The sequence below is a fragment of the Paenirhizobium cremeum genome, from assembly GCF_022884085.1.
In the GTDB taxonomy this organism is placed as follows: Bacteria; Pseudomonadota; Alphaproteobacteria; order Rhizobiales; family Rhizobiaceae; genus Allorhizobium; species Allorhizobium cremeum.
The window spans coordinates 59,247-80,744 of the sequence record NZ_JAGGCS010000019.1 but is presented as its reverse complement, the minus strand read 5'-3'; the positions used below and the strand labels follow the sequence as shown (position 1 = coordinate 80,744).

Sequence of the window (21,498 nt, the reverse complement as noted above, 5' to 3'; positions counted from 1 at the left end):
ATCATCCCCACAAACACACTCAGAACCATACAAAAGAGGAGCAAAGCAATGCCCTTTGCCTGCAGACGTGCCCGCAAGGGGCTTCCGCTTATCTCTCTGCAGGATTTCGCGCTTGAATGGCCGGCCTCACTTGCTAGTGTCGGCGCGCCATTCAAGAGGAGAATATCATGCTGGTGCTGCACGAAGCCGATACCGCAGAGGCGTTGAAGTGGGACGAACTCACCACCGCGATCGAGCGAATGTTTCGCAGTCCTTGCGTGACGCCGGTGCGGCATCATCATGACGTCGAGGTTCCAGGCGAAGCCACCGCGACGCTTTTGCTGATGCCCGCCTGGGTGCCGGGAGACTATATAGGCATCAAGCTGCTTTCGGTCTTTCCCGACAACCATCTACGCGGCCTGCCCGCCATCTACGGCAGCTATCTGCTCTCCTCGGGCAAAACCGGCAAAATGCTTGCCGTGGTCGATGGAGGCGAACTCACCGCCCGGCGCACGGCGGCGACATCGGCTCTCGCGGCCGGATATCTGGCGCGCGAGGATGCAAGCAAGCTGCTTGTCGTCGGCACGGGACGTCTTTCCCTCAATCTCATCCAGGCTCATTCGAAGATGCGTCCGATAAAGAGCATCGGCATATGGGGCCGCAATCCGGCCAATGCGGAAACGACCGCCGCCGAGGCACGAGAAATGGGCTTCAATGCGGCCGCCTGCGCCGATCTGGAAGCGGCGGCACGGGACGCCGACATCATTTCCTGCGCGACCCTTTCCAGCGAACCGCTGGTTCACGGCGCGTGGCTCAAGCCGGGGGCTCATCTCGATCTCATCGGCGCCTTCAAGCCGAACATGCGGGAAAGCGACGACGAGGCGGTGCATCGCGCATCGATCTTCGTCGACACGCGGGAGGGTGCGATGAGCGAAGCCGGCGACATCCTGCAACCACTCAAAGCCGGTATCATTCGCGAAACCGACATCAGGGCCGATCTGTTCGATCTTGCGGCCGGCCGCCATAAGGGGCGTTCCACCAATCATGAGATCACCCTGTTCAAATCGGTGGGAGCGGCGCTGGAAGATCTTGCCGGAGCCATTCTCGCTTACGAGACAGTCACCGCACGCTTCAAGCCGGAAAGCTGATGCCGTTCGACCTGCCACACCTTCCTGTTTCGGAGAAGCTTGCCGACCTGGCAGAGGCGCTCGGTCGGGAAAACCGTGCGATCCTTTCCGCTCCGCCCGGAGCGGGCAAGACTACGCTCGTGCCGCTTCACCTTATCGACCAGCCCTGGCGCGGGGACGGCCGCATCGTCCTGCTCGAACCGCGGCGGCTTGCGGCCCGAGCCGCGGCGGGCCGGATGGCGAACCTCATCGGTGAGGGCGTAGGGGACACCGTCGGCTATCGCATGCGGCTCGACAATCGCGTGTCAGCGCGCACACGGATCGAAGTGGTGACCGAGGGGGTTTTCGCCCGCATGATCCTCGACGATCCCGAACTCCAAGGCGTCGCGGCGGTTCTGTTCGACGAGTTCCACGAGCGCTCGCTCGACGCCGACTTCGGCCTGGCCCTGGCGCTCGATGCCCAGGCAGCACTCAGACCCGATCTCAGGATTCTCGTGATGTCGGCGACCCTCGACATCGAGCGCGTTGCCACGCTTCTCGACAATCCTCCCGTTATCGTCAGCGAGGGACGAAGCTTCCCGATCGAGATCCGCCATCAGGACAGGCCGGGCGGCACACCCATCGAAGATGCCGTCACCTCCGCCATTAGGGGTGCACTTGACCGGGAGACCGGCTCGATCCTCGCCTTCGTTCCCGGGCAGGCGGAAATCCGCCGTGTCGCCGAACGGCTGCAAGACCGGGTGAACGCATCGACCCATATCGTGCCTCTCTACGGAAACCTCTCGCAAAAGGAGCAAGACGAAGCGATCCGGCCGGCACCGGCCGGCACGCGCAAGGTGGTGCTGGCGACCTCGATTGCGGAAACCTCGATCACCATTGACGGCGTCAGGATCGTCATCGACAGCGGGCTGCAGCGCCTGCCGGTCTTCGAGCCTTCCACCGGCATAACGCGGCTCGAAACGGTCCGGGTTTCGCGGGCCTCCGCCGACCAGCGCGCAGGACGCGCAGGACGAACGGAACCTGGCATCACGATCCGGCTATGGCATCAGGGACAAACAGCGGCCCTGCCGGCCTTCACGCCGCCGGAAATCCTGGCGAGCGATCTTTCCAATCTCGTTCTCGACATGGCGCATTGGGGCGTCCTGGAGCCTCATGGCTTGCGCTTCATCGATCCACCGCCGGTCGCCGCGTGGAACGAGGCAAGGACCCTTTTGCAAACACTGGGCGCACTCGACCAGACGGGAGCGCTTACCGGCAAGGGGCGTTCGATGCGCGATCTTGCCTTGCCCGCGCGTCTCTCCGCCATGGTGCTGGCAGCGGCGGAGGACGGGCAGGCTGCGGAGGCTGCACGGCTTGCCGTGCTTCTGACGGAACAGGGTCTCGGCGGCACCAGCCTTGACATAGACGAGCGTCTTCGCCGTTTCGAGCAGGAAAAAAGCGAGCGCGCTTCGGGAGCCCGTAGACTCGCCGAGAGAATCGCGGGCGGTTTGCGCAGCGCGCGACCCCAGGGCATGTATACGAGCGCCGGGCGCCTGCTGATCTATGCCTATCCCGACCGGATTGCACTTTCCCGCGGGGCACGGGGGCGTTTCGTCATGGCCAATGGCCGCGGCGCCGAGATAGAGGAAACCGAGCGGCTTGCCGGTTCTCAGATGCTGGTGATCGCCGACCTGACAGGCCAGGCGGCGCGGGGCCGGGTGCTCGCCGCAGCGGAAATCCGCCGTGACGATGTCGAGGAACGGATGCCCGGGGCCATACGCACCGCAGAAGAATGCCTCTTCGATCCAGCAAGCCAACAGGTGCGCGCCCGGCGAACGACGCGTCTCGGCGCCATCGTGCTCGACGAGACCCCGCTTCCCAAACCCGGCGGCGCGGAAGCGGCACGTGCCCTTGCCGATGGCGTCCGGCAACTGGGCCTGTCGGCGCTGCCCTTTTCGAAGGCGGGAGAGCAATTGCGGCAGCGCATCGGCTTTCTATACCGCAGCATGGGAGAGCCCTGGCCGGATATGGGCGACGACGCTCTTCTGGCCCGGCTCGAGGATTGGTTCATCCCTTTCCAGACGAATGTCCGAAGCCTTGCCGATATAACGCCCGGTTCGCTGTTCGACGGACTTCTGTCGCTGGTCCCGCCCGCGCTGCAACGCGACCTCGACAGGTTCGCGCCGACCCATTTCACCGCCCCGACCGGCCAGAGCCATCCCATCCGCTATGATGGAGACGAACCGACGCTTGCGATCCGCGTGCAGGAACTGTTCGGTCTGAAAACCCATCCGTCGGTCGGGGGCGGCAGGCTGCCTCTGCTGCTCGAGCTCACATCGCCGGCGCATCGGCCAATCCAGACCACCCGGGATCTGCCGGGCTTCTGGGCCGGTTCATGGAAAGATGTCCGCAGCGACATGCGCGGGCGCTATCCCAAGCATCCCTGGCCGGAGAACCCGGCGGATGCTGCCCCCACGACACGCGCCAAACCGCGTGGTACGTGAGAGCCGACAGGGCAAAGGAGTTCCTACATGATAAAGACGACTCAGGATGTGGCGAGGCATTTTGGACCGTCCAGCCGCAGATTGAGATTGCAGACGCTGGTGCGTCTGCGCTGGCTGGCCGTGGCGGGGCAGAGCATCACGGTCTTCGTCGTTGCTTTCCTGCTGGACTATCCGCTGCCCCTGACCATTTGCGCGGCTCTGATCGGAGCACTTGCCGCTGCAAACTTCCTCTTGTCCGTCGCGTTTCCGCCGACCTATCGGCTGGAGCCGCTCGCCGCATTCGCCGTGCTCGGTCTCGATCTGCTACAGCTCGCCGCGCTGCTCTTCATCACCGGCGGCCTTGCCAATCCCTTCGCGCCGCTGATCTGCGTTCCGGTCATCATTTCGTTCGCCTCGCAGCCCCGTGGACTTTCCGTCGCCCTGTTGGCGCTCGCGGTCTTCTTCATCACGGCGCTCGCCTTTACGCCTTATCCCCTGCCCTGGTACAATGGCGAAACCCTGCCGACCCACCTCGTGATGCAGCTCGGCGTTTGGTGTTCGATCACCTCGATGATGGCGTTTGCCGCCTTTTATGCCTATCGCGTTTCGCAGGAAGCAACCCTGCTCGCCGATGCGCTGTCGGCGACCGAACTCATCCTGCAGCGCGAAAAGCATCTCTCGCAACTCGATGGCCTTGCCGCTGCGGCCGCCCATGAACTCGGTACGCCGCTTGCGACGATCAGCGTTGTCGCCAAGGAAATGGAGCGTGAACTCGGGAAGGATGAGCGCTTCGGAGAGGACGTACAGCTTCTGCGCAGCCAGAGCGAGCGCTGTCGCGACATCCTCCGGCGGCTGACGACCCTGCCTTCCGAAAACGAGGAACATATGCGCCGCCTGCCGCTTTCCTCCATGATCGAGGAGGTGCTGGCTCCGCATCGGGAATTCGACGTCAAGCTGGAACTGGTTGAGAAATCGGATCGATCGAAAGAGCCGATCGGCGTTCGCAACGCAGGCATTCTCTATGGTCTCGGCAATCTGGTGGAAAACGCGATCGATTTCGCCCGCGAGAAGGTCACCGTCACGGTGGAGCACGACGCCTCCAGGGTGGCCGTCACGATCGAGGATGATGGCGAAGGCTATTCCGCCGACGTGCTACAGCGGATCGGCGAACCCTATGTGACCAGCCGACAGCGGGACGACAAGGCGGGGGGCCTCGGGCTCGGCCTGTTCATTGCCAAGACCCTGCTTGAACGATCCGGCGCGACGCTCAAGTTTGAAAATGGCGGTCCCGACCGGCCAGGCGCGCGCGTCAGGATCACCTGGCCGCGCGGCCTGATGGACGCAGGGCGTTGAAAGGGCTTTACCCGCCGGTCATAAGTGGCCATAACCGGACAAGAATATGAACAGAGTGCCCCGCAGGAATGGCAGGTCATGACAGAATTCGCTTCACCCGGCTCGAAGAGCGACAGCGCAACCAATTTGGACGAGAGCCTCGGTCCCGATCCGAGCTTGCTCATCGTTGATGACGATGCGCCCTTTCTCCGGCGCCTGGCTCGCGCCATGGAAGCCCGCGGGTTTGCCGTCGACATGGCTGCTTCGGTCGCGGAGGGCATCGCCAAATCGAAGGCGGCGCCGCCGAAATATGCGGTGGTCGACCTGAGACTTGGCGACGGCAACGGTCTCGACGTGATCGAGGCCATTCGGGAGCGGCGCAGCGATACGCGGATCGTCGTGCTGACCGGCTACGGCAACATCGCGACCGCGGTGACGGCGGTCAAGCTCGGCGCTCTCGACTATCTCTCCAAGCCGGCGGATGCCGACGACATCTTCCTGGCGCTGACCCAGCGTCCGGGCGAGAAGGCCGAAGTGCCGGAAAACCCGATGTCGGCCGACCGTGTGCGCTGGGAGCATATCCAGCGCGTCTACGAAAGCTGTGACCGGAATGTTTCGGAAACGGCCCGCCGTCTCAACATGCACCGGCGCACCCTTCAACGGATTCTCGCCAAGCGCGCGCCGAAATAGGATTATTCCGTCGGTGACGTTCTGGCGGCCCATTCAGCCATCATCAGACGCTGGGCGGCGGCGCGCGAAAAGTTCAGGGTGACGGCCTTGCGGGTCGCGGGAGGTAATCTGTGCTCCGGCGCCTCGCGCAACAGGTGCGCCCCGTAACCATCCGACACCAGAAGCCCGCAATCCTCCGGAAAGATGTCCAGAGGCACCTCGCCATGGGTCGCGAAGAACAGGCGATCACAATATCCTCGATATTCCGGCCATTTCCGATCGACGCGAAAATCCTCGATGGAGGATTTGATCTCGATGATCCAGATCTCGCCCTTTTCCGTCAGGCCGACCAGATCGGCCCGTCGGCCGTTCGCCAGCGACAACTCCGGCAAAAGCGCCAGACGCATCTCGTTCAGCAGCACCTGCACCCCCCGGCGCACAAGAAGAGCGCGCTCGGACTGGCGTCCGTCGATTAACGGGTTGTTAACGGCAACAGAAACAATCGTCATGAATAATGCCCGGCGCACCTTTGCGGCATGTTGCAAAAAAGCAATGCGGAGTCATTTTGCATTGCCGAAGTCCCGTGGTTCGTCCGCGCTACTTGCCAAGGCGAACTTAATCAAAAATAAACCATAATCAAAGATGGTTGAGCCCACCATCTCCCAGCTTGAACCCTACGAGACATCCCCATGCGCCTCCGCAATGCATTGACCGTGTTCGGCCTTGTCGCGACACTCGGCCTAGCCGGCTGCACGACCACCTCCACATCCTCCGAGCCGAAGGAAGCCGCCGAAGCAACCACGACCAAGATCTTCAGCGATTCCTATGGCACCGTCACCGATGCCGGCTTCGCTCTTCCCGCGATCCCGATCAGCAGGGTCGACAAGAAGTTCCACCGCCAGATCGTCGATTATTCCACCAAGGAAAAGCCCGGCACCATCGTCGTGAACACCCGCGAGCGTTTCCTTTACTACGTACTGCCGAACGGAAAGGCTGTTCGCTACGGCATCGGCGTCGGCAAGCAGGGTTTCGCATGGCAGGGCGAAGCCTATATCGCCTGGAAGCAGGAATGGCCGACCTGGCATCCGCCGAAGGAAATGGCAGAACGCAAGCCGGAAGTCGCCAAATATGTCGAGGACGGAATGGGTCCGGGCCTCAGCAACCCGCTTGGCGCGCGCGCCATGTATCTCTTCGACGACAAGGGGCGCGACACCCTGTTCCGCCTGCATGGCACGCCGGAATGGGCGTCGATCGGCACTGCTGCTTCCTCGGGCTGCATCCGTCTGATGAATCAGGACGTTATCGACCTCTACAATCGCGTCCGCCCCGGCAAGAACGCCCGCGTCGTGGTTCAGCAGTAAGCGTCATCGAGCTTATCACCAGACAATCAAAAAAGCCGCCGGTCATTCCGGCGGCTTTTTTCGGATCTCACACGATTATTGTCCGGCAAGCTTCGCCTTCAGTTCCTGACGGCGGCGATGCAGGACCGGCTCGGTATAGCCATTTGGCTGTGCTCGGCCCTTCAGAACCAGTTCCAGCGCCGCCTGGAACGCGACGGAATCGTCGAAACGACCGGCCATGGGCCGATAAGCGGGATCACCGGCATTCTGGCCATCGACGACGGCCGCCATGCGCTTCATCGTCTCGATGACCTGCGCTTCCGTAATGATCCCATGATGCAGCCAGTTCGCCATATGCTGTGCGGAAATGCGCAGGGTGGCGCGGTCCTCCATCAGGCCGACATTGTTGATATCCGGAACCTTGGAGCAGCCGATGCCATGGTCGATCCAGCGGACGACATAGCCCAGGATGCCCTGTGCATTGTTGTCGATCTCGCGCTGGATTTCCTCCGCCGCCCAGTTGGGACGGGGTGCGACCGGCACCGAAAGGATGTCGCCAAGCTTGGCGCGCGGACGGGATTTCAGCGTGGCCTGAACGTCGGCGACGTTGACGCGATGATAATGGGTTGCGTGAAGGGTCGCCGCCGTCGGTGACGGAACCCAAGCGGTATTGGCACCGGCCCTGGGATGGGCGATCTTCTGCTCCAGCATCGCAGCCATCAGGTCCGGCATGGCCCACATGCCCTTGCCGATCTGCGCATGGCCGGAGAGCCCGCATTCCAGGCCGATGTCGACGTTCCAGTTCTCGTAGGCCGAGATCCAGGCCGCCTGCTTCATGTCGCCCTTGCGGATCATCGGGCCGGCTTCCATCGAGGTATGGATCTCGTCGCCGGTCCGGTCAAGGAAGCCCGTGTTGATGAAGACGACACGCTCCCGGGCTGCGCGGATGCACTCCATGAGATTGACCGTCGTGCGGCGCTCCTCATCCATGATACCCATCTTGATGGTGTTCGGCGCCATGCCGACCAGTTCCTCGACGCGCGAGAAAATTTCGCAGGCGAAGGCGACTTCCTCCGGTCCATGCATCTTCGGCTTGACGATATAGAGCGAACCCTTGCGCGAATTCGCCCGGCGACCGTTCTCTCCGATGTCGTGCAAGGCAATCAGGGAGGTTATCGCCGCATCCATGATGCCTTCCGGCACTTCGTTGCCGTCGCGGTCGAGGATCGCCGGATTGGTCATGAGGTGACCGACATTGCGAACCAGCATCAGCGAGCGACCATGCAGGACGAGTTCCGAGCCATCCGGAGCGGTGAACGTCTTGTCGGGGTTGAGGGCACGGACGAAGGTCTTGCCGCCCTTGGTGACTGCTTCCATCAAGTCGCCCTTCATCAGGCCAAGCCAGTTGCCGTAGACGACCACCTTGTCCTCGGCATCGACGGCGGCAACCGAATCCTCGCAGTCCATGATGGTGGTTATGGCCGATTCGAGATGAATATCGTCGATATGGGCAGGGTCGGTCTTTCCGATCATGCCTTCCGCATCGATGAGGATCTCGAGATGCAGCCGGTTTCGGCGCAGGAGGATCGCCTCCGGCGCGGCGGGCGCACCGCGATATCCGACGAATTGCGCCGGGTCGGCAAGTCCGGTGACGCCACCAACGGAAAGCGTGACGAAGAGCGCACCTCCATCGACGGAAAGCCCCGCGACGTCGGCCCATTTTCCGGCGGCGAGCGGCGCCGAATCATCGAGCAGCTGGCGGCCCCATCCGATGACCTTCGCGCCGCGGACGGGGTTGTAACCCTTGCCCTTCTCGGCGCCGTCGGTTTCCGGGATGGCATCGGTGCCGTAGAGCGCATCGTAAAGCGAGCCCCAGCGGGCGTTCGCGGCATTCAGCGCATAACGAGCGTTCATGACCGGTACGACGAGCTGCGGTCCGGCAATCTCGGCGATTTCCGCATCGACATTCGCTGTCGTCACGGTGAAGTCTTCCCCCTCGGGAAGGAGATAGCCGATCTCGCGCAGGAAAGCCTCATAGGCGCCCATGTCGACGGGTGCGCCATTTGCCTTGTACCAGGCATCGATCGCCGCCTGCAGTTCATCGCGCTTGGCAAGAAGCGCGCGGTTCTTCGGCGCGAGATCGTGAACGATCGCCGAGAGGCCGGCGAGATAGCGCTCGGGGTCCACGCCTGTCCCGGGCAGCGCCTTTTCGATCAGGAAATCATACAGGCCCGTGTCGATGGACAGTCCGTGGCTCTCAATGCGGCTCATCGCCAGTTCTCCTCGCAATCCGATATCAAATTCGTGCTACGAGCATGCCCTGATCTTATTGAGTGTCAATCGAGCACGAATAACAAATATTTATTCCAAAAAGGAAAAAGTCCGCATCACTCGGAGACGCGAGGGCGTCCGCTCGCCGTCGCGATGATCCGGGCCTCCATGAGCTTGCGCCGCCCTTCGATCTCGGGGGCATCGATTTCATGTGCGAGCACCACGACGACATCCGCAGCGCCGCTGGCCCGCGCATGCTCAAGGGCGGTGCGTGACGCTCGCTCCTCCGCCTCTGCCATCGCCGCTTCTTCTTCCGCAAACCGCCGGTTGTCTCCCCCGCCAGCCACGATGAAGACCCCCTCTTCCGGTGAGGTGATGAAAACCGTCACGGTGGAGCGGACCTGTCCGACGACGGCACCGACCGCATTGGCGACATCGGCGGCTTCCGGCACGGCACAGGCCGCCGACAACATCTCGGCAATCGCCGGGTAATAGACGGGAGCGGACGCGCCGAGGCCGATCAGCGGACGGTCGAGGGACAGGGTAAAACGCGCAATACCGGTCTGGCGGTTCAGGGCTCGGTCGATCAGCACAGAACGGGCCGGATCGATGTCGCCAAGACCGTCTTCGGCCAGGCAGGCTGACAAAATGGCTTCAGCGGACTGCCGCGTCAGCCTATCAACGATGCGCAGGGCAAGTTCCTCCGACGAGCCGGCGATAGGCTTTCCCGTGCCATCCTTCTGCCGCATGGCGACCTTCATGCCGAGATCCGCCGCCTGCCGGTTCCACTGACCCTGCCTGCCCAGCACATGCATGGCGTCGGAAGGGGTGAGCCCGCAGATATGCACGAGGCCCCGCGCAACAAGACGGTCGAGCGTCGCCTTCTGCTGCGTCACTGTGAGGAGCTGGTCGAGCGCCACGGGAATATCGGTGATACGGGCAAAAAGGGTCGCTTCCTGTGGCTGCAGTCCGGCGGAGAGATGGTTCGGCACGCCGGTGCGGACCGCGAATCGTCCGTCGTGGCGACCGACATGAGCCGAGCGCAATTGCCGTTCCAGTACGCCGATGACGGCGTCCCCGTACAGCGTCGCGGCAAGGCTGAGCGGCACGAAACGGCGGGGGCCGAGATCGATCCGCGCCGCAAGCCCATGATCGTCGAAACGGACTTCAGAGTCACCGCCAAGGCCATAGGTGCGCATGGCAACCGCTTCAACCATGGTGCGATAACCGCCGACCACCGCGCCATCGGCATCGAGGCGCGGGCGGCCACTCTCCATCACCGCGACATCCGTTGTCGTGCCGCCGATGTCGGAAACCACGGCATCATCGAGCCCTGTCAGGTATTTCGCGCCGACAAGGCTTGCCGCCGGTCCGGAGAGAATCGTCTCGATCGGACGGAGCCGCGCCTCTGCCGCCGAAATCAACGCGCCGTCGCCACGCACCACCATCAGCGGTGCGCGGATACCGCGATGTTCAAGATGATCCTCGCAGGCGCCGACAAGGCGGTCGATCATCGATACCAGCCGGGCGTTGAGCAGCGTCGTCAATGCGCGCTTGGGACCGCCGAGCTTCGAGGAAAGCTCATGGCTGCAGGTGACCGGAAGATGGGATTTCTCCCGGATGAAATCCCTCACCCGTATCTCGTGGGAGGGATTGCGGACCGCGAAATAGCCGGCAACGGCGAAGGAGGACACATTCGCCGCCAGTTCCGGCAGGATCTCTTCAAGCGGCGTCATGTCGAGCGGCGTCTCGTTGCCGTGGACATCGTGTCCCCCCGGCAGGAAAATCACCGGATCGCTGCCCAGCGCGTCGGCAAGTCCGTCTCGCCGCAGATCCTCCGGGCCAAAACCGATCATCACCAAGGCGGCGCGTCCGCCCTGCCCTTCGACGAGCGCATTGGTGGCAAGGGTGGTCGAAAGCGACACGAGACCTATGGCATTGGCCGGCAGGCCGGAAGCGGAGAGCACATTTTCCAGCGCCCCGGAAATGCCCACCGACAGATCATGCCTTGTCGTCAGTGCCTTGGCCTTGGCGATCAGGCCGTCGGTCTCGCTGAAAAGCGCGGCATCGGTATAGGTGCCGCCGGTATCGATGCCCAACATGTAATGAAGTGTCACGCGCCATGTCCCACATTGCCGAAAGCCGCAAAACGCGGTTTTACGCTTTATGCACGGGTGGATATCGGCGCGCTAGCTGACAAACGGCAATTTATGGCCGGTCGCGTGGAGCAACGAGCATGGGCAATCCGCCCGCCGGCTGGACGGTGAGTTTCTGTACCGGCCACGGCCGTGTGCCGACCTTCGGCGTAAAACGAAAGCGATGCATCAGGACGGCAAGTGCGATGACGGCCTCCTGCAATGCAAAAGTCGCACCGATGCAGACGCGCGGGCCGACACCGAAGGGCAGATACTGGAACCGGCCGATACGCTCGCGGTTTTCTGGCAGGAAACGTGCAGGATCATAGACGCGAGGGCGATCCCAGTATAACTCATGGCGATGCAGCGTCCATGGCATGATGAGGATCGTGGCGCCCTCGCGGATGTCCAGAACCCTGCCGTCCGCCGCGACGAACCTGTCGTCTTCAAGAGCCCGCCGGTTGATCGACGGCGCCGGCGGATAAAGTCGCAACGCCTCCTCGAAGGCGGCCCGGACATGGGGCATGCGATCGGCCCATGTTACGGGATCGGCGCCGCTTTCGATGACCTCGTCGATCTCCGCCTCCATCTTCTCTCGGAATTCCGGCAGGTGGGCAATGCAATAGAGCGTCCAACCCAGTGCGCGGGCAGTGGTTTCGTGGCCGGCCCCGATAAAGGTGAGGATGTTGTCCTCGATTTCCTCGGTGGTCAGCCCATCAGGGCCTTCGATTTCAAGCAGCAGGGTCAGAAAATCCCGAGGCACCGCCGCCGGATCGCGGGCGATGGCAGCCCGACGGCGCTCCATCGTATCGCGGACCAGCCTGCGGAACTTGTCGAGTACGCGCTGTCCGCCAATGCGCGTCAGCCTTGGAAGCCAAGTGGGGGCTGCCAGCATGTCGAGCGGATCGATGCGTCCCATCCGATGCAGCAGTGCATCCACGTCGGCGGCGACATCGCCGCTCTCCGATGCCAACTCACCGGAAAATAGCGTCTCGGAAAGGATCTGATAGGTCAGTTCCGTCATGTCGGTGGAGATGTCATGAATGCTGCCACGGGCATCCGCGCTGACATAGCGAGCGGCAAATTCCTCGCTTTTCTCCAGCATCTGCCGCGCAAAGCCCTTGGCATGACGAGGCGTGAAGACGGGCGCCATCGCCTTGCGCGAGCGCTTCCAGATATTGCCCTCGGCGGTCAGCAGGCCGTCGCGCAGGATGGGACGCAGCACGAGTTGGCGCACCACGTCCATGGGATAGTTGCCGGCATTGTCGACCAGTACGTGGCGGATAAGATCCGGATCGTTGACGATGATGGTGGTGCGACCGAAGAAGCGGGTTTCGATCCAGGGCAGCGTATAGGATGGCTCACCCCAGAGTTCCAGCGGGTTGCGCAGCACGGTCCGGATGATTTCGAGACGTGAGGGCGGAACCTTGCGCGGCAAAGGAGCCGGAGGTTCATAGCCGTCGTTCATACTGTCCTCGGCCGTCTCCGTCATCTTCTACCCTCGGATGAGGCCGTTCCGGCCCGTTTCAGAGGAGCTTTTCCAGCTCTTCAAGCCGATCATTGACCAACCAGCCATAATAGTTTTCCTCCGGCCAGACCGGAGACCCGCCGCCGGCATTCCTACGCGCCAGCGCCTGGGCGCGCTGCCTGGAGCTGCCGATATTGAAAAGCGTCGCGGTGATGCCTGGATTTTTCGAGATATCCATGCCGGCAATCGACCTGTAATCATCGATCGACTTGCGGATGACCGCCGCCATGAAGGCAAGCGAAATATCGGGATCCATGATCGCCTTGTAGACGCCGGCCGCATCGGTCTCGTCCAGCCTGTCATAACCCGACTTCTCAGCCACGAGATCCGACATCATCAGCGCGGTCAGCGGATTGATCTGGCCAAGGCCGAAGGTCTGGCCCGCGTAAAAAGGCTGGAAGAAAACCGCGCTGAAGCGATTGTCCGGATAGGATTTGCCGCCAACCGAATGTCCCCTGAACACGCTGTTCCAGACGTCTTCCCGACAGGTCCAGAGCGCATACGAGTCATTCTTCGCCGCGCATTCGGCAAACTCCGGACGGTCGACGAAATCCTCGATGTTTTCGCCCTTGTAGGAAAAGCGGAAGCTGTTGCCGGCGTAGGAGGCCGCCTTCACATAGTAGCTCTGCAGATTGTCGTAGGCGTCGACATTATAAGTGTGCTCGCCGACGATCGCGCCGATCATGTGGATGGGATCGATGCCATAGGCAGACGCCGTGCTGCGGATCTTTGACATCAGCCGTTTGTCCGATGCCAGGAGATCGCGCACCTTTTCATATTTGACGTCGAAAGTGGTCTTGCCCGCCTTGGTACGACGAACGGAAGCACCAGGAACGGGCGGCTGTTCGGCGTTGCGGTTCCCCGGGGGCACGGTGAGCGGCGCGGCCTGCAGGCCCGCAGGCATCACGACAAGCAGTGCCAGAAGAATTGCCGAAAGAATACGTGCCACGATCCGTTTGCCCTCGAGACTTCACTTTCCGATCCGCTGCCGTGAGGCAAACCTCGAACGGCGACTTCACTTACATAAGCAAAGCCGCCGTTGTCGACCTGGAGATATGTCACTTTCGTGCGATTTTAGGGCAAAAGCACGAAAATAGATGCTTCCGCGTCACAGAATGTAGCGCGACAGATCCAGATCCTGCGCGATACCGCCGACATGTTCGCGAACATAATCGGAATCGATCATGATCGAGGAACCGGCGCGATCGGGCGCATTGAACGAAACGTCGTCGAGCACCCGTTCCATGACCGTCTGCAGGCGGCGAGCGCCGATGTTCTCAACGGAAGTGTTGAGCTTGACGGCGACATCCGCCAGCGCGTCGATCGCATCCTCGGTGAATTCGAGATCGAGATCTTCGGTCGCCATCAACGCCTTGTACTGGCGGATCAGGCTCGCCTCTGTCTCGGTCAGGATACGGCGGAAATCCTCCTTGCTGAGAGGCTTCAATTCGACACGGATCGGCAGACGACCCTGCAGTTCGGGCAGAAGGTCCGAAGGCTTGGCTACATGGAAGGCGCCGGACGCGATGAAGAGAATATGATCCGTCTTCACCGGGCCGTATTTGGTGGAAACCGTCGTGCCCTCGACCAGCGGCAGCAGGTCACGCTGGACGCCCTCACGGGAAACGCCTGCTCCAATGCCGCCGTCACGCGCCGCAATCTTGTCGATTTCGTCGAGGAAGACGATCCCGTCGTTCTCGACGGAGCGAACGGCCTCGCGCTGGATAACCTCGTTGTCGATCAGTTTGTCGGACTCGTCCCGGATAAGGTCGGCGTAGGATGCCTTGACGGTGGTGCGCACCTTCTTGGTGCGGCCGCCCATGGCCTTGCCGAACATTTCGGAGATGTTGAGAATGCCGACATTGGCGCCGGGCATGCCCGGGATTTCGAAGCCCGGCATGCCGCCGCCGCTGTCGGCCACCTCGATGTCGATTTCCTTGTCGTCGAGCTCGCCGTTGCGCAGCTTCTTGCGGAAACTGTCGCGGGTCGCCGGGGAGGCGGTGGAGCCGACGAGTGCATCGAGCACCCGTTCCTCAGCGCCGGCATGGGCCTTGGCCTGGACTTCGGCACGCTTCTTTTCGCGCACGAGGCCGATACCGATCTCGACCAGATCGCGGATGATCTGTTCGACGTCGCGGCCGACATAGCCAACCTCGGTGAACTTGGTGGCTTCCACCTTGATGAAGGGAGCGCCGGCAAGCTTGGCGAGGCGGCGGGAAATCTCCGTCTTGCCGACGCCGGTCGGGCCGATCATCAGGATGTTCTTCGGCATCACTTCGTCGCGCAGCGTCTCGTCGAGCTGCTGGCGGCGCCAGCGATTGCGCAGCGCGATGGCGACTGCGCGTTTGGCCTCGTGCTGGCCGATGATGAAGCGGTCCAGTTCCGAGACAATCTCACGGGGAGAAAAGGTTGTCATATCGATGTTCCAAAAGGTCGGAATGAGTTGATGACGGATCAATCGTCGCTGTCGAGCGTTTCCACCACGACATTGTCGTTGGTGTAGACGCAGATGTCAGCGGCAATCGCCATGGCGCGGCGGGCAATTTCCTCCGCCGACTTGTCGGAATCCATCATGGCGCGGGCTGCGGCGAAGGCATAATTGCCGCCGGAGCCGATCGCGATCGTCCCATGCTCGGGCTCCAGAACGTCGCCATTGCCGGTGATCGCAAGCGTGATGGACTTGTCGGCGACCAGCATCATGGCCTCAAGGTTGCGGAGATATTTGTCGGTGCGCCAGTCCTTGGCGAGTTCGACGGCCGCGCGCATCAGTTGGCCCGGATATTGTTCAAGCTTCTTTTCAAGCCGATCGAGCAGGGTGAAAGCGTCGGCTGTCGCACCGGCGAAGCCGGCAATCACCTCGCCTTTCCCGATGCGCCGCACCTTGCGGGCATTGCCTTTCATCACGGTCTGACCAAGGCTCACCTGCCCATCACCGGCTATGATGACCTTGCCGCCCTTTCTTACTGTAATAATCGTTGTCATTCGGCACCTGTCTGGTCCCATTGAGGACGTTTCGCTGGGGGCTCGATACGGCCCCGTTGAGCCCTATGTAGGTGAAGTGCCGTCGAATACAATCTCGCTTCCGGCCGATGCCACCAATGCCTGCTTTTGCTGGATATTTCCCGCCGCGCCTGATAAGGAGCGCTCATCACGGACCGGGTTCCCGGTCCTCAGCATGGAGCAGACCTTTATGGGCGAAGCAGCGACCCCTCGCTCGGGAAGCATTTCCCGCAAGACCAACGAAACCTCCGTTTCCGTTTCCGTTAATCTGGACGGCACCGGAAAGGCAAGGATTTCCACGGGCGTCGGCTTCTTCGATCATATGCTCGACCAGCTTTCCCGACATTCGCTCATCGACATGGACATCGAGGTGAAGGGCGACCTGCATATCGACGACCACCATACAGTCGAAGATACCGGCATCGCGATCGGACAGGCGATTTCAAAAGCGCTGGGCGAGCGGCGTGGTATCACCCGCTATGCATCGATCGACCTTGCCATGGACGAGACGATGACCAAGGCCGCCATCGACGTTTCGGGCCGGCCCTTCCTCGTCTGGAACGTATCGTTCAGCGCGCCGAAGATCGGCACCTTCGACACCGAACTCGTTCGCGAATTTTTCCAGGCGCTGGCGCAGAATGCCGGCATCACACTGCATGTGCTCAACCATTATGGCGCCAACAATCACCATATAGCGGAGACCTGCTTCAAGGCCGTGGCGCGGGCGATGCGAACCGCAGTCGAAATCGATCCCCGGCAGGCGAGCCGCGTTCCCTCCACCAAGGGCACGCTGGTCTGACAGCAAACGACTGGAGCGGGTGACCGGTCAACCGGATGCGCGGAAGCGACAATCACGGTGATCGCAAGCCTTGAGGCTCCAATAGAAAGGACATTCGACGATGCGCGTTGCGATCATCGATTATGGTTCGGGAAATCTGCGCTCCGCGACGAAGGCGTTCGAGCGCGCAGCCCGGGAAAGCGGCATCGACGCTGAAATCGACCTGACGGACAAGGCGGAGCGGGTGGCCTCTGCCGACCGCATCGTACTTCCAGGTGTTGGCGCTTATGCCGATTGTCGCAACGGTCTCGACGCCGTCCCCGGCATGCACGAGGCGCTTGTCGACGCGGTCGAGAAGAAAGCGCGGCCTTTCCTCGGCATCTGTGTCGGCATGCAGCTGATGTCGTCGCGCGGACTGGAAAAGACCGTCACGCAGGGCTTTGGCTGGATCAAGGGCGATGTCGTCGAGATGACGCCGAACGATCCGACACTGAAGATCCCGCAGATCGGATGGAACACGCTGACGCTCAAGCGTCCGCATCCGTTGTTCGACGGCATCGAGACGGGCCCCGATGGCCTGCACGCCTATTTCGTGCATTCCTATCATCTCGCTACGGAAAACCCCGACGACGTCATCGCCACCACGGATTACGGCGGCCCGATGACGGCTTTCGTCGGCCGCGACAACATGGCGGGCGCCCAGTTCCATCCGGAAAAGAGCCAGAAGCTCGGCCTGAAGCTTATTGCGAACTTCCTCGCCTGGGCTCCGTGATTTTCATTCCATCTTCTATCGGACAATCCGCATGATCCTCTTTCCCGCAATCGATCTGAAAGACGGCCAGTGCGTGCGCCTCAAGCTCGGCGACATGGAGCAGGCTACCGTCTACAACGCCGACCCCGCCGCACAGGCGAAAGCCTTCGAGGACCAGGGCTTCGAATGGCTGCATGTGGTCGACCTGAACGGCGCCTTCGCCGGCGAAAGCATCAATGGCGGCGCCGTCGACGCGATCCTCAAGGCGACGAAGAACCCGGTCCAGCTCGGAGGCGGCATCCGCACGCTTGAGCATATCGAGAACTGGCTTTCGCGCGGACTTTCCCGCGTTATCCTCGGCACGGTGGCGGTGCGCGATCCCGCACTTGTCATTGAGGCCTGCAAGCTCTTTCCCGGCAAAATCGCCGTCGGTATCGACGCCAAGGGTGGCAAGGTCGCCGTCGAAGGTTGGGCGGAAGCGTCCGAACTCGGCGTGATCGAGCTTGCGAAAAAGTTTGAAGGCGCTGGCGTTGCGGCGATCATCTACACGGATATCGACCGCGACGGCATTCTCGCCGGCATCAACTGGACCTCGACGCTGGCCCTTGCCGATGCCGTCTCGATCCCGGTGATCGCCTCTGGCGGGCTTGCATCGCTCGACGATATCCGCCGCATGCTGGAACCGGATGCCCGAAAACTCGAAGGTGTGATTTCCGGCCGCGCACTTTATGATGGCCGGATCGATCCGGCGGAAGCGCTGGCGCTGATCCGCGCTGCAAGATCCTGAACGAGGAACCACCGATGACGCTGAAAGCCCGCGTTATTCCCTGCCTGGACGTCAAGGACGGTCGCGTCGTCAAGGGCGTGAACTTCGTCGACCTGATCGATGCCGGCGATCCCGTCGAAGCGGCCAAGGCCTATGACGCCGCCGGCGCCGACGAACTCTGTTTCCTCGACATTACCGCGTCTTCTGACGAACGCGACACGATCTTCGATGTCGTCACACGCACGGCCGAGCATTGCTTCATGCCGCTCACCGTCGGCGGAGGCGTGCGCAGCATCGCCGATATCCGCAAGCTGCTGCTCTGCGGCGCCGACAAGGTGGCGATCAATTCCGCCGCGGTGAAAAACCCGGATTTCGTTGCCGAAGCCGCCGACAAGTTCGGCGACCAGTGCATCGTCATCTCGATCGACGCCAAGCGGCGGCGTACACAGGCCGCCGGCGGCGACAATATGAGCGCCTGGGAAATCTACACCCATGGCGGCCGAAATCCGACCGGCATCGACGCCGTCGAATTCGCGAAACAGGTGGTCGAACGCGGCGCCGGTGAACTGCTCGTCACCTCGATGGACCGAGACGGCACAAAATCGGGCTACGATCTCGAACTGACGCGAACCATTGCGGATGCCGTACGCGTCCCGGTCATCGCATCAGGCGGCGTCGGCACGCTCGACGACCTCGTGGCGGGCATCCGGGAGGGGCATGCCACGGCGGTGCTCGCCGCCTCCATCTTCCACTTCGGCACCTATTCGATCGCCGAGGCCAAGCAATACATGGCGCAGCATGGCATTCCCATGCGGCTCGACTGACAGGATGCGCAAGACCATGACCGAGTTTACCCTGACCGATCTCGAGAGCATCGTCGCGAGGCGTGCGACGGCTCGCCCCGATGAATCCTGGACGGCGAAACTGGTTGCCGGCGGACAGCAGAAGGCGGCCAAGAAGCTCGGTGAAGAGGCCGTCGAAACGGTGATTGCCGCCATCAAGGACGACCGGGAAAACCTCGTCTACGAAAGCGCGGACCTGCTTTATCATCTTATGGTCGTATTGAAAATTGCCGATATCCCGCTAGAAGCAGTCATGCAGGAGCTTCAACGGCGTACCGCCCAGACAGGCCTCAGCGAGAAGGCCAGCCGGCAGGATCCATGACAACAGCGCCCCGGGAATCCGAAACGCCAGAAACGCTCGATCATTTTGAGGCGAATGGTTATTCGCCCTATCTCTTCTTCGATTCGGAGGAATGGGCCCGGTTTCGTGCCGATACCCCGCTGACGCTGACGGCTGACGAGGTCCAGCGGCTGCGCTCGATCGACGACCCGATCGATCTCGACGAGGTTCGACGCATCTATCTGTCGCTCTCGCGTCTCCTGTCCGCGCATGTGGAATCCTCGCAGCTGCTTTTCGAACAGCGCAACCGCTTTCTCAGCATGTCCGATGTCGCGAAAACGCCTTTCGTGATCGGCATTGCCGGTTCTGTCGCCGTCGGCAAATCAACCACTGCCCGTGTTCTGAAGGAGCTTCTGGCCCGGTGGCCCTCCAGCCCGAAGGTGGACCTCGTCACGACGGACGGTTTCCTCTATCCGAATGCCCACCTGGTCCGTCACAACATGCTGAACCGCAAGGGCTTCCCGGAGAGCTACGATATCGGGGCGCTGCTGCGCTTCCTTTCCGCGATCAAGGCCGGCCTGCCAAATGTCAAGGCGCCCAGTTATTCGCACCTGACCTATGACGTGCTGCCGAATGAATTCAAGATCATCGACCGGCCGGACATTCTGATCTTCGAAGGCATCAACGTTCTGCAATCCCGCGATCTTCCCGCAGACGGCAAGATCGTGCCGATCGTTTCCGATTTCTTCGACTTTTCGATCTACATCGACGCCGACGAGAACCTGATCCATCGCTGGTATGTCGACCGCTTCATGAAACTCCGGCAAACGGCATTCCGCGACCCGAACTCCTATTTCAACCGCTATGCCGCCATCAGCGAGGAAGAGGCGCTGAAAGTCGCCGAAGGCCTGTGGCAGAATATCAACCTGAAGAACCTCAGGGAAAACATTCTGCCGACCCGCCCACGCGCCGATCTCATCCTGCGAAAGGGTGACAATCACCTCGTCGAAAAGGTCGCGCTTCGTAAATTGTAGGCGATGTATCACCGGCTATCGACCGGCGCCGAACGTCATGGATTGACTCGCCTGAGAGTCAGGTTGATACGGCCACCGTTTTTCAGCAGCTTCGACGTCGACGGGTAGATACGGTCAACCCCGTGGAAACAAAGGCGTCCCTCGCCTCCGATCACGAAGACATCGCCGCTTGAGAGTTTCAGCGACATGGTGGGATCGGTGCGATTGATACCGCCCACCCGAAACAGGCAGCTGTTGCCGAGAGAAATCGAGACGACCGGTGCCGCAAATTCCCTCTCATCGCGATCCTGATGCAGGCCCATGCGGGCCGTATCGTCGTAATAATTGACCAGGCAGGCCTCGGGTTCCCCCCCATAGCCCGACACCCGCCTCCAGATATCGAGGAGCATCTCCGGTATCGGTGGCCATGGTCGGCCGGTCACAGGATGAACCGGCTGATACCGGTAACCGCGCTCCTTGTCCGTCACCCAACCGAGCGGCCCGCAATTGGTCATCCTGACCGACATCGGCTTGCCGGTGCCGGGCATGGCCGGGACGAAAAGCGGTGCTTCCGCAACGATGTTGCGAATGGTTTCGACCAGCCTTTCCTGCTCGGCCCGCTCGATGAAGTCAGGGTGGTGGCGCAGCCCTTCCGGCAGGCTGCGCTTCTTTCTTTCCGCCATTTCGTCTACCAGCGGTCTTCCGCCGCCGCCCTCGACATCAATCGACGAGTTCCGGAATGCGCAGAACTTGGCCGGGATAAATCTTGTCCGGGTGCGTTAACATCGGCTTGTTGGCTTCGAAGATCACGGTGTTCTTGGCACCCTTGCCCTTGCCGTAATGTGCCTCGGCAATCTTCCAGAGATTGTCACCCTTCTTCACCGTGTAGAAGACCGGCTCCTTTGCCGGAGCGGGCGCGGCCGCAGGTGTTTCCGCGATCTTCAGATCGCCGGCTTCGACCTTGGAGATTCCGAGCGTGTTGCCGACGGCGACCACGGCCTTTTCGAACACCGACTGATCCTTGACCACGCCCTTCAGGACCACCTTGTCGTCCACTACCTCAACCTCGACCTTTTCGGTTCCGAGATCGTGCGAGGCAAGCTCCTTCTTCACCGCTTCGGCATCCGGCGTTTCGTCGTCGCCGCCGAGACCGAGCTTCTTGCCCGCATTCTTGATAAAGCTGAAAAGACCCATGGGTTCCTCCTCCTCATATCCCTGTGCAATT

20 protein-coding genes are annotated in these 21,498 nt (G+C 61.7%); 11 read left to right on the top strand and 9 right to left on the bottom strand.

What is annotated here, in order from left to right:
• Positions 1-167: 167 nt before the first annotated feature.
• The 4 genes from lhpI (at position 168) to J5N58_RS24010 (ending at position 5,590) form a co-directional block, all read left to right on the top strand.
• Positions 168-1,127 carry a bifunctional Delta(1)-pyrroline-2-carboxylate/Delta(1)-piperideine-2-carboxylate reductase gene (gene lhpI / locus J5N58_RS24025; protein ID WP_113443207.1) on the top strand — a complete coding sequence of 320 codons (960 nt, stop codon included), beginning with the start codon at positions 168-170 and terminating at the stop codon, positions 1,125-1,127.
• Complete coding sequence (gene hrpB / locus J5N58_RS24020) at positions 1,127-3,589, top strand: ATP-dependent helicase HrpB (protein ID WP_113443206.1); 2,463 nt, start codon at positions 1,127-1,129, stop codon at positions 3,587-3,589. Before lhpI ends, hrpB begins: the two co-directional genes overlap by 1 nt.
• A gap of 27 nt (positions 3,590-3,616) precedes the next feature.
• Positions 3,617-4,921: an ActS/PrrB/RegB family redox-sensitive histidine kinase gene (locus J5N58_RS24015; RefSeq protein WP_112830690.1), complete on the top strand. Its 1,305-nt coding sequence runs from the start codon at positions 3,617-3,619 to the stop codon at positions 4,919-4,921.
• 78 nt (positions 4,922-4,999) lie between these two features.
• On the top strand, positions 5,000-5,590 hold the full coding sequence (locus J5N58_RS24010) for an ActR/PrrA/RegA family redox response regulator transcription factor (RefSeq protein WP_112830744.1): 591 nt from the start codon (positions 5,000-5,002) through the stop codon (positions 5,588-5,590).
• A gap of 2 nt (positions 5,591-5,592) precedes the next feature.
• Here the strand turns inward: J5N58_RS24010 and J5N58_RS24005 are convergent, their stop codons facing one another.
• On the bottom strand, positions 5,593-6,078 hold the full coding sequence (locus J5N58_RS24005; protein WP_112830689.1) for an MmcB family DNA repair protein: 486 nt from the start codon (positions 6,076-6,078) through the stop codon (positions 5,593-5,595).
• 180 nt (positions 6,079-6,258) lie between these two features.
• Between J5N58_RS24005 and J5N58_RS24000 the strand changes: the two genes are divergently transcribed.
• Positions 6,259-6,930, top strand: a complete 672-nt coding sequence (locus tag J5N58_RS24000) for a L,D-transpeptidase (RefSeq protein WP_112830688.1) — start codon at positions 6,259-6,261, stop codon at positions 6,928-6,930.
• Between the two features lie 75 nt (positions 6,931-7,005).
• Here J5N58_RS24000 and J5N58_RS23995 read toward each other — a convergent pair whose 3' ends face one another.
• The 6 genes from J5N58_RS23995 to hslV form a co-directional block, all read right to left on the bottom strand.
• The gene (locus J5N58_RS23995; RefSeq protein ID WP_112830687.1) at positions 7,006-9,180 is read right to left on the bottom strand and encodes a malate synthase G; all 2,175 of its coding nucleotides are present in this window, start codon (positions 9,178-9,180) and stop codon (positions 7,006-7,008) included.
• A 116-nt stretch (positions 9,181-9,296) separates the two neighbouring features.
• Entirely contained in the window at positions 9,297-11,297 is a 2,001-nt protein-coding gene (locus J5N58_RS23990) for a hydantoinase/oxoprolinase N-terminal domain-containing protein (RefSeq protein WP_112830686.1), read from the bottom strand.
• 91 nt (positions 11,298-11,388) lie between these two features.
• Positions 11,389-12,807 carry a cytochrome P450 gene (locus J5N58_RS23985; RefSeq protein WP_244713619.1) on the bottom strand — a complete coding sequence of 473 codons (1,419 nt, stop codon included), beginning with the start codon at positions 12,805-12,807 and terminating at the stop codon, positions 11,389-11,391.
• Positions 12,808-12,841: 34 nt separating this feature from the next.
• Entirely contained in the window at positions 12,842-13,792 is a 951-nt protein-coding gene (locus J5N58_RS23980) for a DUF1402 family protein (protein ID WP_244713616.1), read from the bottom strand.
• Positions 13,793-13,951: 159 nt separating this feature from the next.
• On the bottom strand, positions 13,952-15,259 hold the full coding sequence (gene hslU / locus J5N58_RS23975) for an ATP-dependent protease ATPase subunit HslU (protein WP_112830742.1): 1,308 nt from the start codon (positions 15,257-15,259) through the stop codon (positions 13,952-13,954).
• 38 nt (positions 15,260-15,297) lie between these two features.
• Complete coding sequence (hslV, locus tag J5N58_RS23970) at positions 15,298-15,825, bottom strand: ATP-dependent protease subunit HslV (RefSeq protein ID WP_113437772.1); 528 nt, start codon at positions 15,823-15,825, stop codon at positions 15,298-15,300.
• Positions 15,826-16,033: 208 nt separating this feature from the next.
• On the opposite strand from hslV, the gene hisB reads away from it, so the two are divergent.
• The 6 genes from hisB (at position 16,034) to coaA (ending at position 20,294) form a co-directional block, all read left to right on the top strand.
• Positions 16,034-16,642: an imidazoleglycerol-phosphate dehydratase HisB gene (gene hisB / locus J5N58_RS23965; protein WP_113338022.1), complete on the top strand. Its 609-nt coding sequence runs from the start codon at positions 16,034-16,036 to the stop codon at positions 16,640-16,642.
• A 100-nt stretch (positions 16,643-16,742) separates the two neighbouring features.
• Complete coding sequence (gene hisH, locus J5N58_RS23960; RefSeq protein WP_113437770.1) at positions 16,743-17,393, top strand: imidazole glycerol phosphate synthase subunit HisH; 651 nt, start codon at positions 16,743-16,745, stop codon at positions 17,391-17,393.
• 31 nt (positions 17,394-17,424) lie between these two features.
• The gene (gene hisA, locus J5N58_RS23955) at positions 17,425-18,159 is read left to right on the top strand and encodes a 1-(5-phosphoribosyl)-5-[(5-phosphoribosylamino)methylideneamino]imidazole-4-carboxamide isomerase (protein ID WP_113437769.1); all 735 of its coding nucleotides are present in this window, start codon (positions 17,425-17,427) and stop codon (positions 18,157-18,159) included.
• A 14-nt stretch (positions 18,160-18,173) separates the two neighbouring features.
• Entirely contained in the window at positions 18,174-18,962 is a 789-nt protein-coding gene (gene hisF, locus J5N58_RS23950) for an imidazole glycerol phosphate synthase subunit HisF (RefSeq protein WP_112830680.1), read from the top strand.
• 16 nt (positions 18,963-18,978) lie between these two features.
• Complete coding sequence (locus tag J5N58_RS23945) at positions 18,979-19,302, top strand: phosphoribosyl-ATP diphosphatase (protein WP_112830741.1); 324 nt, start codon at positions 18,979-18,981, stop codon at positions 19,300-19,302.
• Positions 19,299-20,294 (top strand): type I pantothenate kinase, encoded by a 996-nt coding sequence (gene coaA / locus J5N58_RS23940; RefSeq protein WP_112830679.1) that lies wholly within the window; start codon positions 19,299-19,301, stop codon positions 20,292-20,294. Before J5N58_RS23945 ends, coaA begins: the two co-directional genes overlap by 4 nt.
• A gap of 35 nt (positions 20,295-20,329) precedes the next feature.
• On the opposite strand, the gene J5N58_RS23935 is transcribed toward coaA, so the two are convergent.
• Together J5N58_RS23935 and lysM are read right to left on the bottom strand one after the other, a co-directional pair.
• Complete coding sequence (locus tag J5N58_RS23935) at positions 20,330-20,956, bottom strand: alpha-ketoglutarate-dependent dioxygenase AlkB family protein (protein ID WP_425314491.1); 627 nt, start codon at positions 20,954-20,956, stop codon at positions 20,330-20,332.
• Between the two features lie 37 nt (positions 20,957-20,993).
• Complete coding sequence (gene lysM / locus J5N58_RS23930) at positions 20,994-21,467, bottom strand: peptidoglycan-binding protein LysM (RefSeq protein ID WP_112830678.1); 474 nt, start codon at positions 21,465-21,467, stop codon at positions 20,994-20,996.
• Between the last annotated feature and the right edge of the window lie 31 nt (positions 21,468-21,498).

What these genes read in the sequence shown, in the direction of transcription:
- hisH (WP_113437770.1), top strand. Translation starts at nt 16,743, where the DNA reads ATGCGCGTTGCGATCATCGATTATGGTTCGGGAAATCTGCGCTCCGCG.
- hslU (WP_112830742.1), bottom strand. Translation starts at nt 15,259, where the DNA reads ATGACAACCTTTTCTCCCCGTGAGATTGTCTCGGAACTGGACCGCTTC.
- J5N58_RS23985 (WP_244713619.1), bottom strand. Translation starts at nt 12,807, where the DNA reads ATGACGGAGACGGCCGAGGACAGTATGAACGACGGCTATGAACCTCCG.
- lysM (WP_112830678.1), bottom strand. Translation starts at nt 21,467, where the DNA reads ATGGGTCTTTTCAGCTTTATCAAGAATGCGGGCAAGAAGCTCGGTCTC.
- hslV (WP_113437772.1), bottom strand. Translation starts at nt 15,825, where the DNA reads ATGACAACGATTATTACAGTAAGAAAGGGCGGCAAGGTCATCATAGCC.
- J5N58_RS23995 (WP_112830687.1), bottom strand. Translation starts at nt 9,180, where the DNA reads ATGAGCCGCATTGAGAGCCACGGACTGTCCATCGACACGGGCCTGTAT.
- J5N58_RS23945 (WP_112830741.1), top strand. Translation starts at nt 18,979, where the DNA reads ATGACCGAGTTTACCCTGACCGATCTCGAGAGCATCGTCGCGAGGCGT.
- hisB (WP_113338022.1), top strand. Translation starts at nt 16,034, where the DNA reads ATGGGCGAAGCAGCGACCCCTCGCTCGGGAAGCATTTCCCGCAAGACC.
- J5N58_RS24010 (WP_112830744.1), top strand. Translation starts at nt 5,000, where the DNA reads ATGACAGAATTCGCTTCACCCGGCTCGAAGAGCGACAGCGCAACCAAT.
- J5N58_RS24015 (WP_112830690.1), top strand. Translation starts at nt 3,617, where the DNA reads ATGATAAAGACGACTCAGGATGTGGCGAGGCATTTTGGACCGTCCAGC.
- coaA (WP_112830679.1), top strand. Translation starts at nt 19,299, where the DNA reads ATGACAACAGCGCCCCGGGAATCCGAAACGCCAGAAACGCTCGATCAT.
- hrpB (WP_113443206.1), top strand. Translation starts at nt 1,127, where the DNA reads ATGCCGTTCGACCTGCCACACCTTCCTGTTTCGGAGAAGCTTGCCGAC.
- hisF (WP_112830680.1), top strand. Translation starts at nt 18,174, where the DNA reads ATGACGCTGAAAGCCCGCGTTATTCCCTGCCTGGACGTCAAGGACGGT.
- J5N58_RS24000 (WP_112830688.1), top strand. Translation starts at nt 6,259, where the DNA reads ATGCGCCTCCGCAATGCATTGACCGTGTTCGGCCTTGTCGCGACACTC.
- lhpI (WP_113443207.1), top strand. Translation starts at nt 168, where the DNA reads ATGCTGGTGCTGCACGAAGCCGATACCGCAGAGGCGTTGAAGTGGGAC.
- J5N58_RS24005 (WP_112830689.1), bottom strand. Translation starts at nt 6,078, where the DNA reads ATGACGATTGTTTCTGTTGCCGTTAACAACCCGTTAATCGACGGACGC.
- J5N58_RS23935 (WP_425314491.1), bottom strand. Translation starts at nt 20,956, where the DNA reads ATGGCGGAAAGAAAGAAGCGCAGCCTGCCGGAAGGGCTGCGCCACCAC.
- hisA (WP_113437769.1), top strand. Translation starts at nt 17,425, where the DNA reads ATGATCCTCTTTCCCGCAATCGATCTGAAAGACGGCCAGTGCGTGCGC.